We start from the raw sequence: 15,506 nt of genomic DNA, 5'->3' as shown, positions 1-15,506 counted from the left end.
CTCTCTCTGCGTTCTCTGCGTCTCTGTGGTTCGTTTAAAAAAAACCGCAGAGGCGCAGAGGATACAGAGAAAGAGATAAGAAACAACATCTCTTAATTACGAATTACGAATTACGAATTAATATCAGAGGATTTATGACACAAACATCCCAGCTTAGTCCATCATCTGTATTTGTTGTGAGCGGCGGTGCAAAAGGGATTACAGCTGAGTGTACTATCAGATTAGCCCAACAGCAACCCTGCAAATTCATCCTCCTCGGTCGCTCCGAACTGTTAGAAACTGAGCCAGATTATGCTCAAAATTCTGATGAATCCGCATTGAAAAAATGCATCATGGAAAATCTTCTTTCTCAAGGAGAGAAGCCTACACCCATGAACGTGCAAAAAATATATAACAAAATTACCTCCAGCCGCGAGATTAAAAAGACACTAGCAGCAATTGAAAAAACCGGAGCTAAAGCCGAATATATCAGCGTTGATGTCACAGATACGCCAGCTTTACAAGAAAAACTTGCCACTGCTGTGCAACATCTTGGCCCAATTACCGGAATCATCCACGGCGCTGGAAACTTAGCTGATAAGTTAATTGAAAAGAAAACAGAACAAGATTTTGAAAAAGTTTACACCGCCAAAGTTCAAGGCTTAGAAAACCTTCTAAATTGCGTTAACCCTAATCAACTTCAGCATTTAGTTTTGTTTTCTTCCGTAACAGGCTTTTACGGAAATCCCGGACAATCTGATTATGCGATCGCAAATGAAATTCTGAACAAATCGGCCCATATATTTAAGCAAAGTTATCCTTCATGTCATGTAGTCGCTATCAACTGGGGCGCTTGGGATAGTGGAATGGTGACAGCAGAATTAAAGAAAGTGTTTCAAGAGCGAAAAATCGAAATAATTCCCGTTGCAGTTGGGGCACAAATGCTCGTGAAAGAAATGGATAATACCAATCACGCAACCGCACAAGTTGTTATTGGTAGTCCACTAGTTCCACAGGCTACAGAGTTAGATTCAGAACTACGAACCTATCGTATCCGTCGCCAAATGACATTGGAGGCTAATCCCTTTTTACACGATCATACTATTGCTGGTTCTCCAGTTTTACCAGCAACTTGTGCAATGACATGGATGATCAATACCTGTGAACAACTTTATCCAGGTTACAAATTGTTCCATCACCAAAATTTTAAAATTTTGAAGGGGATTACTTTCAATGAATCCTTAGCAAAGGAACATATTTTAGAAATAGAAGAAATTTCCAAGATTAGCTTTGAAAACGTCGAAGTTAAAGCAACAATCTTGAGTAAAAACCCAGAAGGAAAAATTCATTATCATTTTAGCGCTCAACTCAATCTCCAGCAAAAAATCCCCATTGCTTGTCCTTATGAATCAATTAATCTTGAAGAAGATAACATCATCACCACTACAGGAAAAGCTTTTTACCAAAATGGAGGAGCTACATTATTTCATGGCCCTGCTTTTCAGGAAGTCACAAAAGTCTTAAACATCAGCCCTGAAAAAATCACTACAGAATGTCTTTGGCAAGAAATTAGCGACAAGCAACAAGGACAATTTCCAGTGCAATGGATCAATCCTTATACAATTGACTTGAGTATGCACGCATTATGGATTTGGACACAGCACTTTCATCAAGAAGCTTGTTTACCTGGTAGGGTAGAAAAATATGAACAGTTTGTAGCTACACCACATAACAAACCTTTTTACGTTTCGTGTGAAGTGAAAGCGAAAACAGCAACTAGTGTAATTGCTGATTTTATCATACATGACCGTCAAGGACAAATATATTCGCGGATGCTCGGTGCCCACGCAATTATTTGGTCGATGAAATTACTCAGAAGCTAATAGTTTTCCAGAAATTGTCATTTCTATTTTGCGTTTTGGCGTGAGCTTTTTATTTACCACTCAACAGCTAAATTGCCTCTTTTAAAGTTTGGGGAACAGCGTAAATCCTGCCTTTTAATTATCTCTTGCCTAATACCCAAACATTGAGGATACAAGTAGTGGAAAAAATAGCCATTATCGGATTATCATGTCTATTTCCAGATGCGAAAAACCCTGAAGAATTTTGGCAAAATATTGTTGCTCAAAAAGATTCAAGATCGTCTGCAACTGTCGAGGAAATCGGAGTAGACCCAACAATTTTTCACAATTCAGTTAAAGGTACACTAGATAAAACCTATTCTCTCAAAGGCGGATACATCCGTAACTTTCAGTTTGACCCTGCTGAATACAATCTCCCATTAGAAATTGTTGGTGGTTTAGATAATACCTTTAAATGGTCGTTGTATGCTGCTAAACAAGCAATTGTGCATAGTGGTTATTGGGGTAATCAAACTGTTCTCTCAAAATGTGGTGTAATTTTAGGTAATCTTTCGCTTCCGACGAAATTATCTAATCAATTATTCTCTCCAATTTACCAGCAAGCTATTAATCCTGCTGTCAGAGAACTTTTGCAGGATGAAGACTTTGATTTAGCTACTCTCTCAACTGCAACTAAAGCGTCTTTGTACAATGCCCTGATATCTGGCTTACCAGCATCTATCATTGCTCAAGCTCTATCCTTATCCCAGATTAATTTATGTCTGGATGCTGCTTGTGCGTCATCATTTTATGCGATTAAACTAGCATCTCATTACTTATGGTCACACAAAGCTGATGTCATGTTAGCTGGAGCCATCAGTTGTGCAGATTCCCTCTTCGTGCGGATGTTATTTTCTGGTGTTCAAGGGTATCCAGAAAACGGTATCAGCCTTCCCTTAGATAAATCCTCTAGAGGGCTAATTCCCGCCGATGGTGTTGGGATGGTAATGCTGAAGAGATATTCTGATGCCGTTAGAGATGGCGATAATATTCTTGCCACTATCTGCGGTAACGGACTCTCGAATGATGGTAAAGGTAAACATTTATTGAGTCCGAATCCTAAAGGGCAAGTTTTAGCTTTTGAGCGAGCCTATAATGAGGCAAAGTTTAGTCCCAAAACCATTGATTATTTAGAGTGTCACGCCACTGGCACATTGCTAGGAGATACAACCGAATTCACTTCCATAGAAACATTCTTTGGTCAAAATAAAGCTGTGCCTCTGGTGGGTTCTGCTAAGGCAAATACAGGTCACTTGTTAACTGCTGCCGGCATGGTTGGCTTGACTAAAGTGATTTTGAGTATGTCTCATGGTGTAATTCCAGCAACCATGAATGTTTCGGAACCTTTAATTTCAGAAAATGGTACAATTTCTGCCGATAAAATTGTTAGAACAGCTACAGCATGGCCTAATAATAATGCATCAATTAAACGGGCAGCTATTAGCGCTTTTGGTTTTGGCGGCACTAATTCTCATCTGATTTTAGAACAAGGAACTATAGCAGAATCAGTTGAATCAACTCCACCTGTTCCACCTACCAAAGTCGCCATCGTCGGCATGGATGCCTTTTTTGGTAACTGCAATGGTTTAGATGCTTTTGAACGCAGCATTTATGATGGAACACAGCATTTTACTTCCCTACCGCCTCAAAGATGGCACGGTATAGAAAATCAAGAAAATGTCCTGAAAGAGTACGGTTTAACAGATGGAAAAGCACCAATAGGGGCATATATCAAAGATTTTGAAATCGATACTTTATCCTGCAAAATCCCACCGAATGAAATCGAGAAGTTAAACCCACAACAATTGTTGCTCCTGAAGGTTAGCGATCGCGCCGTCAAAGATGCGAAACTACAGGAGGGTGGTAATGTCGCAGTGATTGTTGCTGCCGAGACAGAATTCTCTGTGCATCAGCTACAGCAAAGATGGAATCTATCTTGGCAAGTTAAGGACGGCTTACTCAACCAAGGAATTTCCCTACCTGCTGAACAACTTGCACAACTGGAAACCATTGTCAAAGATAGCATTCACCAACCAGTAGAAATCGGCGAATATGTAAGTCACATCGCCAACATCATGGCGAGTCGGATTTCGGCTTTGTGGAATTTCACTGGCCCTGCATTCACTGTCAGCGCTGGCGAAAATTCTGCCCTCAAAGCCTTGGAAGTTGCCCAAATGCTACTTGCTACGGGAGAAGTCGATGCGGTGGTTGTGGGTGCAGTAGATTTAGCTGGTGGTGTGGAAAATGTCTTGTTCCGCAGCCAATTTGCCCCGATTAATACGGGTGTTAATACCTTGGGTTATGACCAGCAAGCTAATGGCTGGACAGTTGGCGAAGGTGCGGGTGCAGTTGTCCTCAAGCGTTACGAAGCTGCTAAGGAAGATAATGAACGCATCTATGCAGTAATTGATGCCATGAGTTTCGCACAAGGTAATTCTACTTCGAGTGACGCTTTGGTAAAACCTGATGCTTCAGCTATCAGCAATGTCTGCAAACAAGCTTTCGAGATGGCGGAGATTCAACCCACAGAGGTTAACTATGTGGAAGTCTTCGGTAGTGGCATTCCTCAAGAGGATGAAGCCGAAATCACAGGTTTACTCCAAGCTTATCCGAAAGTGGGCAATGGTTTGCACTGTGCATTAGGTAGCGTTAAATCCAATATCGGCCACACCTATACAGCATCGGGAATTGCTAGCTTAATCAAAACCGCTCTCTGTCTTTATTACAGGTATATTCCCGCCACCCCCAAATGGTCTGGTGTCAAAACACCGCAAGTATGGGAAGGTAGCCCTTTCTATGTGGCGATGGAATCAAGACCTTGGTTTGTCGATAAAGGCGGCACACGCAGAATAGCAGCAATTAATAGCATGGGTATAGATGGCAGTTACGCCCATTTAATCTTATCGGAGGAACCCAGCCAAGAGGAGCGCGACAACAGATATTTGCAACAAATGCCTTTTCATCTGTTTCCCATCGCAGTTAGCGATCGCTCCACTATACCCGATATCCTAAACAATCTCCAGAAATCCATCGAAGCTAGTTCTTCTTTATCAGCTACCGCTAGCGAGACATTTGCCACCTTTGAGCAGCAATCTGATGCAAAATACGTCTTATCAATCACAGGACGTAACACAAAAGATTTACTCAAAGAAATTGAATCTGCCCGCAAAGGTGTAAATAATGCTTTTGAAAACGGCACAGATTGGCAAACACCACTCGGCAGTTATTTCACAGCGAAACCATTGGGTAAAACTGGAGCGGTTGCTTATGTTTATCCCGCAGCAGTCAATTCTTATATTGGCATTGGTCGGACTGTTTTTCGTTTATTTCCGAAAGTCTTCGAGGACTTAAAAAGTAACAATCTCTACAACCGCGCTGCCGATGTTGAAAAATTGGTTTATCCCAGAAGTTTACCTAAATTGACAACCAGGCAACTAGAAACACTCGAAAAGCAATTGTTAGATGATTCACTGGCAATGTTTGAAAGTGAAATCGCTTTTGCTAGATACATGACGGCAATTTTCCGAGATGATTTTAAAGTCAAGCCGCAATCTGTATTTGGGTATAGCTTGGGTGAAACTAGCATGATGGTTGCCCAAGGAGTTTGGAGTGATTTTGAGGGTGGAAGTAATACCTTAAATTCATCGCCTCTATTTGGTGATAAATTATCTGGGCCGAAAAATGCTGTGCGTGAATATTGGGGATTAACCGATTCACCAAACAACAATTTTTGGAATACCTATGTTCTCATGGCGACTCCATCGCAAGTTAGAGAATGCCTGAAACAAGAGAATCGCGTCTACTTAACTCAAATCAACACACCAGAAGAAGTATTAATTGCTGGTGAAGATGCCGCCTGTAAGCGAGTGATTCAAACTCTAAATTGCAATTTTTTCCCCGCTCCCTTCGACCATGTGATACATTGTGAGGCGATGCGATCGCAGTACGAGGAAATCAAGAAGGTAAACACCTTACCATCTCAAAATCTTCCCGGTATTGTTTTTTATTCTGCCGCCAATTATCAACCAATTACACTTGATAGTGATACCATTGCCCACAATATTGCCAAAGGATTGTGCCAAGAACTTGATTTTCCGCAATTAGTTAATCGTGTCTACGGTGATGGAGTCAGAATATTTTTAGAAGCGGGCGCTGGTAGCGTCTGTTCACGATGGATTGACAAAATTCTCGGCAACAAAGAACATATCACAGTCTCTCTAAATCGTAGAGGGATGGATGACCATGCTTCGATGGTCAAAGCATTAGCAAAACTACTCAGTCATCAGGTGAAGGTAGATTTATCACCACTGTATAGCAAAGCCCAAGACACTACTAATTCAAATAAAGCAACATTGAGAACAGTTACCTTGGGTGGGAAAGCGATCGCAGCTACAATTTTGAGCGAAGAAAATCGCAAACTTGTTGAATATTTCGCTGGGGATCTTAGAAGCGATCGCTTTAAAATACAGCATCCAGATATACCTAATGTCCAACAATCTGACATCACAGATTATCTTAACACTTCCAACCAAATAACCCAAGAAGAAAATTACTCCCCTAACATCTTGCCTCAGCCAGAAGAAGTAAAACCGAAAAATATCATTGATAACGTTTTTGAAACGAGAGAACAATTACAATCTTCTGAGTCAAGTGCAATTAGACAGCCAATTTCTCTTTCTTCCCGACCCGTCATAACTCGAAAAATTAGTAGCATCATCAGCATGTTCGATTTAAATAAGACCCAGTATCAAAAGCTCAATGCTAATAATTCAAAGATAACTAAAGCACACACTGCCTTCTTACAAGCTAGACAAGATTACAGTCAGCAAATGAGCGAAATCATTCAATTGCAACTAGCTTGCGCCCAAAACTTGCTTAACGAAGAATCTTAATATCTCATACCAATTCTCTCTCAACTTGCACCGATTAATTCTTAACTCCTCTCTTCCTTGGTGTCCTTGGCGTCTTGGCGGTTCGTTTAAAAATTATTACGTGCATCTTCATGGAGAATTGGTATGAAAATTTAGATTTGTATAGCAATTCTATCTAAGTTTTGGAAATGAACGAACCGCCAAGACGCTAAGAGCGCCAAGGAAGAGAGAAGTTTTCACATACGATTTAGGATTGCTATATAAAGAATCTACACCCTTCAACTTTAATCATCCATTGTTTGTAATCCGAGGGATAACTACCGTGACAACCGTAGATACGGTACTAAGTAAACACGATAATGGTCTTAACTTCTCCACTTGGTCTCATAACAAAAACCAAGTTTGGAAAGGTTCTTTAGAAACAGTATCTTTCGAAAAACAAACCATCAAAGATAAATTGATGGTGTTAAATAAACCCTGCTACATCGTGAAAGTTGCCGGAAAAATCGGTGTCACTAATGAGGGTTATTTATCCCCTGGTGATAATGGCACAACAGCACAAGTAGAACTGCTAACATTTGCAGCACCAATCCGCATTCAACAATTTGGAGATCCCAATTTTCTCTCCTCTCATGGAGTAAAATATGCCTACGTTACCGGCGCAATGGCTGGCGGAATTGCTTCTGAAGAAATGGTCATTGCACTCGGAAAAGAGCAAATTTTAAGTTCTTTTGGTGCAGGTGGTTTAACTCCAGAACGTTTGGAAGCAGCCATAAATCGCATTCAACAAGCTTTACCTCAAGGGCCCTACGCATTTAATCTAATCCACAGCCCCAACGAACCTGCGACTGAACGCCGGGCTGTAGATTTATATCTCAAATATCAAGTGAGAACAGTAGAAGCCTCTGCATTTCTCGACTTGACCCCCAACATTGTTTATTACCGTGTTGCTGGATTGGCATTAAATAACGCCAATCAAATTGAAATCAAAAATAAAATCATTGCCAAAATTTCTCGCCGAGAAGTTGCTACGAAATTTCTGCAACCAGCACCAGCCAGAATAGTCAAAGAACTTCTTGAACAAGGGTTAATTACTGAGTTACAAGCAACCCTTGCAGCCAAAGTTCCAATGGCTGATGATATTACCGTCGAGGCTGATTCTGGAGGACATACAGATAATCGTCCCCTGGTTTGTGTGTTACCTTCTATTATTGCCTTGCGGGATGAAATTCAAGCACAATATCATTACCAAACACCGATTAGAATCGGAGTAGCAGGGGGAATTGGCACACCACAATCAGCATTAGCAGCCTTTATGATGGGTGCTGCTTATATAATGACTGGCTCAATTAATCAGTCATGTGTTGAATCTGGGGCTTGTGAACATACCAAAAAGTTATTAGCCCAAGCAGAAATGGCTGATATGATTATGGCCCCAGCAGCAGATATGTTTGAAATGGGAGTCAAATTGCAAGTTCTCAAACGGGGTACGATGTTCCCCATGCGAGCGCAGAAATTATTTGAACTCTATCGCGCTTATGATTCCATTGAAAGCATCCCCCTTGCAGAAAGAGAGAAATTAGAAAAACAAGTTTTTCGCAAAACTATTGCCGAAGTATGGGAAGGAACTGCGGCTTATTTGTCCCAAAAGAATCCTGAGAAGCTTGGGAAAGCAGTCAATAATCCTAAACTGAAAATGGCGTTGATTTTCCGCTGGTATTTAGGATTATCTTCTCGCTGGTCTAGTTCTGGTGAAAAAGGTAGAGAAGTCGATTATCAAATTTGGTGTGGCCCGGCAATGGGCGGTTTCAATGACTGGGTACGCGGTTCTTACCTGTCTGAACCAAATAATCGTGGTGTAGTTGATGTTGCTAATCAAATTATGACTGGTGCAGCCTTTTTGTACCGTGTCCAAAATTTGAAAATTCAAGGGCTGCAAGCTTCCGATTATTACAGTCAGTATCACCCTGTTCGTTCTACATCATTGTTGGAGATTTAAAAATGACTATAAAACAGTCTTTCACAGCAGAAGATATTCAAATATTTTTGGTATCTAACTTAGCTAAGTTGCTAGGAGTAGCAACTGATGAAATAGATGTCAAAGAACATTTAGAAAACTATGGGTTGGATTCAGCCCAAGCAATGATTCTAGTAAGTAACTTAGAAAAGTTGCTCGGATTTCAACCCTCTCCATTGCTTCTGTGGCATTACCCAAATATTGAAGCTCTTTCACAGCGTTTAGCTGAAGAAGTGCAAGAAGGTTCACCGATTCAAGAAACAGGGGCAGCATCCTCTAATGCCAACGCTGCACCCTCTGTTCTAGATTTAGGTGCTGAGGCTGTTCTTGACCCCACCATCCATCCTGGCGCTGCATCTAATGTAGCTATAGGTGAACCCAAGAACATCTTTTTAACTGGAGGAACAGGCTTTTTAGGAGCTTTTATCATCCGGGAATTGCTACAAGAAACTAATGCGGATATCTATTGCTTAGTACGTGCTGCTAATGCTGAAGAAGGCAAAAGCAAACTCCAAAAGAATCTGGAACAGTATGCAATTTGGCAGGAAGAATTTACCTCTAGAATTATTCCGATTGTCGGCGATTTATCGCAACCATTGTTAGGTATTGGTTCGGAAAAGTTTCAAGTCTTAGCTGCCAATATTGATACCATCTATCATAGTGCTGCTTTGTTGAATTATGTTTTTCCATACTCAGCACTGAAAGCAGCCAATGTTTTAGGCACTCAAGAAGTTTTGAGATTAGCTTGTCTAATTAAAGTCAAGCCTGTACATTACGTTTCCAGTGTTGCTGTTTTTGAATCCACTGCTTATGCTGGCAAGGTTGTCAAAGAGCAGGATGAATTCAATCATTGGGAAGGCATTTATCTTGGTTACTCACAAACAAAATGGGTAGCTGAAAAGTTAGTCAAAATTGCCCGTGACCGTGGACTTCCTGTAACTATTCACAGACCACCACTGATTTCAGGTGATAGCAAAACAGGCATTTGTAACACACATGACTTTATCAACTTGATGACCAAGGGCTGTCTACAAATGGGATATTTCCCTGATGTAGATTATATGTTGGATATGTCACCTGTAGACTATGTAAGTAAAGCCATTGTTTATCTATCACGCCAAAAAGAATCCATAGGTAAAGCTTTCAATTTACAACATCCCCAACCTGCTGCTTTAAAAATGCTAGTTGAGTGGATACGCTCTTTTGGTTATTCAGTTGAAATGATTCCCTATGAAAAATGGCAATCAGAGTTAATCAATAATGTCACTTCTTCTGACAATCCTTTATACACTCTGCGACCATTTTTACTGGAACGTTGGTCTGATGAACAACTGACTATTCCTGATTTGTATTTACAAGCTAGAAGACCCCATATTAGCTGCCAAGATACTCTTCATGCATTGGCAGGTAGTTCTATTGCTTGTCCTCCCATTGACTCTCAATTGTTTATGACTTATACTGCCTACTTGATTCAAAGCGGCTTCTTAAATATCGCTTAGTAATTCACAATTTGCGTAGGATGTGTTAGGAGCGTAACGCACCGTACCGGATACTTTCGGTACGTTACGGAAGCCGTAACACAGCCTACAAAATAATTTTATTTAGTCCATGTTTTTTAAAACTCAGTACTACTGAACAGCGAATATTTCAGATGCCAGCAACAACTCATACACTAACAGCGGCAATCTAATTGCCCTGTTTTTTTATGCTCAATCATGTAAATTTTTAGTATTCACCCCTTGACAGAAGCAATTGAGGATAGAATGGTTAATGTCGGGCATAAAAGTTTGATTTTACCCGCTGGCTTTTGTGAGTGATCAAAAGCCAAATGCTAGCAGTCTGAAATAACCGAACTCCTTTAAGTCCTAACTTCTTCGATGCATAAGTCCTAAATTTGCGTTTGGACTGCTATATGTATCCAATGCATCACATAAGCATTTGAAAGGGTAATAACTCAAGATATTTCTTGTAGGTTGAGATATTACGCGTACTTAATTGTAGAGCGAGAATCACTGTAAATGCAACGCAACTTCATCAAATTGAATTCACCAATATTCTTAAATGAACACAACACATCAAAGACAGAGCAAACAAACTGCTCTTATTACCGGGGCAGCCGGTGGAATTGGCTACGAATTAGCATGTATTTTTGCTGCTCATGATTACAATTTGGTATTAGTAGACAGGAACGGGCCAAAGCTTGTAGAAATTGCAGTTCAATTCCAAAAAAAGTTTGGAATTTTTGTCAAAACTATTGTTAAGGATTTATCTATATCAACTGCTCCTGAAGAAATTTTCACGGAGTTGCAAAAAGCCGATATTAATGTTGATGTGCTGGTAAATAATGCTGGATTTGGTATCTATGGATTATTTCACGAAACAGACCTAGCTACTGAATTGGAAATGCTACAGGTAAATTTGGTGTGTCTCACCCATTTAACTAAGCTATTCGTGAAGCACATGGTCAAGCAAGGTGAAGGTAAGATATTAAACGTCGCCTCGGCTGCTGCCTTTCAACCTGGGCCTTTGATGGCGGTTTATTTTGCTACTAAAGCTTATATCTTATCTTTTTCGGAAGCGATCGCTAATGAATTAGAAGGTACTGGTGTCACTGTGACAGTTCTTTGCCCAGGCTCAACCGCATCTGCCTTTCATGAAAGAACGGGAATGGCTGACTCTAAGTTGCTCAAGGGTAAGAGGATGATGGATGCACGAACAGTAGCTGAAGTTGGTTTTCGTGCCTTAATGAAGGGTCAAACCATTGTCATTCCTGGTTTACTCAATGCAATACTTGCAAAAAGCGTCAGATTTGTACCTAGAAACTTAGTGACAAAAATTGTGCGAAATATGCAGGAGGATAAGTAAGCTGGTTGTCATTTGTCATTAGTCATTGGTCATTTGTCCGCAATATCTCTCTTGTTTCACCCAGGAGATGAGCTTAGTCAACATCAGTATTGCCAACACTTCAAATCCCAGCCAAAATTCTCTACAGCAACAGCAGCAACATAATTGTTAGCGGGTACTAGTTCAAAAAGACTCCAGTCTTCAGTTATCTCTAACTTGGCTGGTTCTGTGGGAGTCAGCGATACTTCAACTTGCTCTAACTGGGATAGTCCGTCTCCAGTTGCTTTTAAATAAGCTTCCTTACAAGTCCAATAACGGAAAAATATCTCCTGCTGTTGGTTGGGAGATAGCGATCGCAACATCTCATATTCTCTCGGTAAAAAGAACCGTTTGGCAAGAGCTTCAATATCAGACATCGGGCGAATATATTCTAGGTCTACACCAATTGGGCGAGTACAATTCACCGCACACAAACCCAAACCTTGGGAGTGAGACAAGTTAAACGCCAGTCCACTATCGGCAAATGTATCTGCTAATACTGGTTTGCCACGCTGCTGATAATTAAACTGAACTTGTAAAGGCTGGATACCCAAATAGCTACCTAATATAGTTCGCAGAATACCACGACCAGCGATAAAACGCTGCCGATGTTCCTGAAAATAGAACCGTTCAGCACGAGCCGTTTCGTCACTGGAAAGAGTTGCTGCTAAACTTTGCAGTTTTGTTTCCGGTTGGTCAAGGTCTATGCGCCAGACATGAATCTCATCCGGTAGCAAAGTTAAATCTGTCGGTGCAGGTAGCCAAATATCATTAGAAGCGGTCATTGAGTTAAAAAGTCAAGGGAGTTGTACTTTAATAGTTTGTTTAATTACGACGATTATTATGGTTGGATCTGGTTTAACGCTTTAGCATTACTATATACAACTGCGCGTGTTTTTCCTAGAATCTGCCATAGGTATTGTTAGATATTAACTCTAGCTGTAAACATAAATACAGGTAGCCGCGATTGCTTTTGCCAGCTAAATATTATAATTTATTACTCTAGATGTATGCTCCTCAACTACACGTTAAATCCCCTGAGAGAGAATACTTTAAAATTATTGACAGAGAATCGCAAATTTTATTTTGGCTTACAACATTAGCTATTACAGCATTACTCAAAGGGACTACAACCAATGTCTGCAAGTGTTCTGAAGTAGATATCTCTTTAGTAGTAAATAGTTTTTTTCAGAAAGTGTTAAATCTGGAACAAAAAACCCTTGCCAATGCTTGTTAAAAACCTATTACAACTACTTTTTTGTAGAACATAGTGAGGATGAATGATTATTAATTTGGGGTACTTTGCCTTCTTTATACTGCTACTAGCAGCGCTGCTATTAGCAATTAGGCAAATGAGCGTTGCTTTGGATGAGTTAGATATTGCGCGTTTTACTCTCTGGACAGGTATTGCTTCTGTTCTTGCTGGTTTACCAATGATATTGTGGTAGCGTCTGGGTCAATGCCATCCTCTCTATTTTGGGCTTCCAAGCAATACGACTCCATCCGTTGAGTATCCTACAACTAGAATATCGTCTCGCTTATTACTCTGTTCGCTGTTGCTCTAACCATTGTAAAACCCGATTCCATGCCCACCAAAGATCAGAATCCTTTACTTGACGCTGACACTCTTTACTACTCAAATAGCCAACATGACCGCCGTATTGAGTGAGTAACAAATCTATTGCGGAATTGCGATCGCACGCTTCTTCTAATTCCGGTATGATACTTGGGTCAAAAAGTGGGTCATCGGCAGCATATAAAATCAAAGTCGGTTTTGAGATTTGCGGCAATATTTGTAAAGCACTACTAGCTTGGTAATATGCTTCCACAGAAGGAAAACCTAGTTGCTTAATTACAAGTTCATTGTCAAAACCCCAAATGCTATTCGCCCGTTCAATCGCTTCTGGGTCAAGGCTTCCAGGATGGGCATCATGAATCCGCCATGCCAGTTTTTTTAAATTTTGGGCAATCCCTGCTTCCAAATATCTGCCAAAGGGCTTTGTAACCAGATAAGATAGCGATCGCTGTGAATCCAAGCTTGGACAAATCACCATACCACCGCCAATATCGCTATCTTCTAGCCCTAAATCTCCATACTCCCTAATCACCTCACCAGCCACCTTCACTGCCCATAGCGCCAATTGCCCCCCTAAAGAAAACCCTGTAAACCAAAATTTCCCCGGACATCCCATTGCCTTCGCAGCGGCAGCGATGCGAACAAAATCTTCCCCCTCATACAAACCATCAGAAGTGAGAGTTGGCGACAATTCGGCAGTTTTCCCGTGGGCCCGCCAATCAAACAACACCACAGCATATCCTTGAGCATAGGCTTTACGTCCTAGCACTCTCAAAAACCATTCTGTTTTTAATTCTCCGGTAATGCCATAAGTCCCGATAATCGTGCTGTGAGCATTTTTCGGAATGGCAACCAAGCCAAAAATTGGCACACCTTGGCCGCCAATAAAGATTTCTTCGTGATAAGACGGTTCTGGGTCTTTAGTAGTACTTTGCCAGTTACGTTTTCCCCACAAAGCGGTGTATACAGTCATCATTACACCGTTTTGTAAAAACCAAGACGGATTGTAGGGGGGAGTATAACACATCATAGACTATAAGATTTCATGTAATTGAGTCTTGATTTCACAGTCATTTAATCTTAATATTTATGTAAGATTTAAAAACTTTTTTAGAATCGATTCCAAAATCTTTGTATCTATCAAAGGTTGTTAATTATCCTTAATAAGTAGTAATAATTTTTTAAGAATGCCGAGGATTCTTGTCATAGACGATGACCCAGCGATTTCAGAACTAGTTGCCGTCAACTTGGAAATGGCTGGCTACGATGTTAGTCAAGCTGAAGACGGCATCAAAGGTCAAGCACTGGCTCTCCAGCTACAACCAGACTTGATCATGCTCGATTTAATGTTGCCCAGGGTAGATGGGTTTACCGTTTGTCAACGCCTGCGCCGCGACGATCGCACCTCTGAGATTCCCGTGTTAATGTTGACGGCTTTGAGCCAAACTCAGGATAAGGTGGAAGGCTTCAATGCTGGCGCAGATGACTACCTCACCAAACCTTTTGAAGTTGAAGAACTGCTGGCGCGGGTGCGGGCACTTTTGCGGCGTACTGACCGGATTCCCCAAGCCGCAAAGCATAGTGAGATTCTCAACTATGGCTCATTGACCCTCGTTCCCGAAAGATTTGAGGCAATATGGTTCAATGAGACGGTGAAATTGACTCACTTGGAATTTGAGTTACTTCACTGCTTACTGCAACGCCACGGTCAAACAGTTTCTCCCAGCGAAATCCTCAGAGAAGTTTGGGGCTACGATCCTGATGATGACATAGAAACGATTCGAGTGCATATTCGCCACCTGAGAACCAAGCTAGAACCAGATCCTCGCCATCCCCGCTATATCAAGACAGTCTATGGTGCTGGATACTGTCTTGAATTACCCGGTATACCTCCATCTTCTAATGAAGGGGCTTCGGTAACAGTTGTTGAATAAAATCACGCTAAATTCCCTTATCTAAGCTATCACTTAGGCAAGAACTCCCTGTAACTCTTATTCCTTACCGCTTAGTTAAGGTTATTGGTAGGATTTAGTAGTATGTAGAGATGTTGCAATACAACGTCTCTACAAGCGCATCCGTAAGATTTTAATAAAAGCATTTTTTTTCAATGAGTTAAAATACTCAAATTAAGCTTAGTGAAAATGATAATCGTGTGATGGAGAGGAAGAGGATGTGATTTTCAGTCACACTCCTCTGCCTCTTTTTGATTATCATTATTTTCAAACCCACATTCCGCAGGGCGTGTTAAAAAAGAAGATAATATTTTCGACAAGGGGCAC

Annotated in this window: 9 protein-coding genes; 7 read left to right on the top strand and 2 right to left on the bottom strand. The window is 40.9% G+C overall.

The window, feature by feature from the left end; genetic code table 11:
• Positions 1 to 134 precede the first annotated feature (134 nt).
• From HWQ43_RS19995 to HWQ43_RS19975, 5 genes are all read left to right on the top strand, one after another.
• Positions 135 to 1,862: an SDR family NAD(P)-dependent oxidoreductase gene (locus tag HWQ43_RS19995; protein ID WP_292737283.1), complete on the top strand. Its 1,728-nt coding sequence runs from the start codon at positions 135 to 137 to the stop codon at positions 1,860 to 1,862.
• Positions 1,863 to 2,020: 158 nt separating this feature from the next.
• A complete protein-coding gene (locus HWQ43_RS19990) occupies positions 2,021 to 6,772 on the top strand; it encodes a PfaB family protein (protein WP_292737281.1) in 4,752 nt (1,583 codons plus the stop codon).
• Between the two features lie 301 nt (positions 6,773 to 7,073).
• Entirely contained in the window at positions 7,074 to 8,750 is a 1,677-nt protein-coding gene (locus HWQ43_RS19985; RefSeq protein ID WP_292737279.1) for a PfaD family polyunsaturated fatty acid/polyketide biosynthesis protein, read from the top strand.
• A 2-nt stretch (positions 8,751 to 8,752) separates the two neighbouring features.
• Positions 8,753 to 10,267 (top strand): thioester reductase domain-containing protein, encoded by a 1,515-nt coding sequence (locus tag HWQ43_RS19980; protein WP_292737277.1) that lies wholly within the window; start codon positions 8,753 to 8,755, stop codon positions 10,265 to 10,267.
• A 562-nt stretch (positions 10,268 to 10,829) separates the two neighbouring features.
• Positions 10,830 to 11,633, top strand: a complete 804-nt coding sequence (locus HWQ43_RS19975; protein ID WP_292737275.1) for an SDR family oxidoreductase — start codon at positions 10,830 to 10,832, stop codon at positions 11,631 to 11,633.
• 83 nt (positions 11,634 to 11,716) lie between these two features.
• On the opposite strand, the gene hetI is transcribed toward HWQ43_RS19975, so the two are convergent.
• Positions 11,717 to 12,436 (bottom strand): 4'-phosphopantetheinyl transferase HetI, encoded by a 720-nt coding sequence (gene hetI, locus HWQ43_RS19970; RefSeq protein WP_292737274.1) that lies wholly within the window; start codon positions 12,434 to 12,436, stop codon positions 11,717 to 11,719.
• Between the two features lie 495 nt (positions 12,437 to 12,931).
• Here hetI and HWQ43_RS19965 point away from each other — a divergent pair, with 495 nt between their 5' ends.
• A complete protein-coding gene (locus HWQ43_RS19965; protein WP_292737272.1) occupies positions 12,932 to 13,099 on the top strand; it encodes a hypothetical protein in 168 nt (55 codons plus the stop codon).
• Between the two features lie 93 nt (positions 13,100 to 13,192).
• Here HWQ43_RS19965 and HWQ43_RS19960 read toward each other — a convergent pair whose 3' ends face one another.
• Positions 13,193 to 14,257 (bottom strand): alpha/beta fold hydrolase, encoded by a 1,065-nt coding sequence (locus HWQ43_RS19960; RefSeq protein ID WP_292737270.1) that lies wholly within the window; start codon positions 14,255 to 14,257, stop codon positions 13,193 to 13,195.
• A 157-nt stretch (positions 14,258 to 14,414) separates the two neighbouring features.
• On the opposite strand from HWQ43_RS19960, the gene HWQ43_RS19955 reads away from it, so the two are divergent.
• Complete coding sequence (locus HWQ43_RS19955; RefSeq protein WP_094347548.1) at positions 14,415 to 15,161, top strand: response regulator transcription factor; 747 nt, start codon at positions 14,415 to 14,417, stop codon at positions 15,159 to 15,161.
• The last annotated feature ends 345 nt before the right edge of the window (positions 15,162 to 15,506 follow it).

The sequence above is a fragment of the Nostoc sp. JL31 genome (genome assembly GCF_017114965.1).
Lineage (GTDB): Bacteria > Cyanobacteriota > Cyanobacteriia > Cyanobacteriales > Nostocaceae > Nostoc > Nostoc punctiforme_A.
This window is presented reverse-complemented; position numbering and strand designations above follow the sequence as displayed.

Coding starts and splice junctions, on each gene's coding strand:
- HWQ43_RS19995 (WP_292737283.1), top strand. CDS start 135: ATGACACAAACATCCCAGCTTAGTCCATCATCTGTATTTGTTGTGAGC.
- HWQ43_RS19980 (WP_292737277.1), top strand. CDS start 8,753: ATGACTATAAAACAGTCTTTCACAGCAGAAGATATTCAAATATTTTTG.
- HWQ43_RS19975 (WP_292737275.1), top strand. CDS start 10,830: ATGAACACAACACATCAAAGACAGAGCAAACAAACTGCTCTTATTACC.
- hetI (WP_292737274.1), bottom strand. CDS start 12,436: ATGACCGCTTCTAATGATATTTGGCTACCTGCACCGACAGATTTAACT.
- HWQ43_RS19965 (WP_292737272.1), top strand. CDS start 12,932: ATGATTATTAATTTGGGGTACTTTGCCTTCTTTATACTGCTACTAGCA.
- HWQ43_RS19960 (WP_292737270.1), bottom strand. CDS start 14,257: ATGATGTGTTATACTCCCCCCTACAATCCGTCTTGGTTTTTACAAAAC.
- HWQ43_RS19955 (WP_094347548.1), top strand. CDS start 14,415: ATGCCGAGGATTCTTGTCATAGACGATGACCCAGCGATTTCAGAACTA.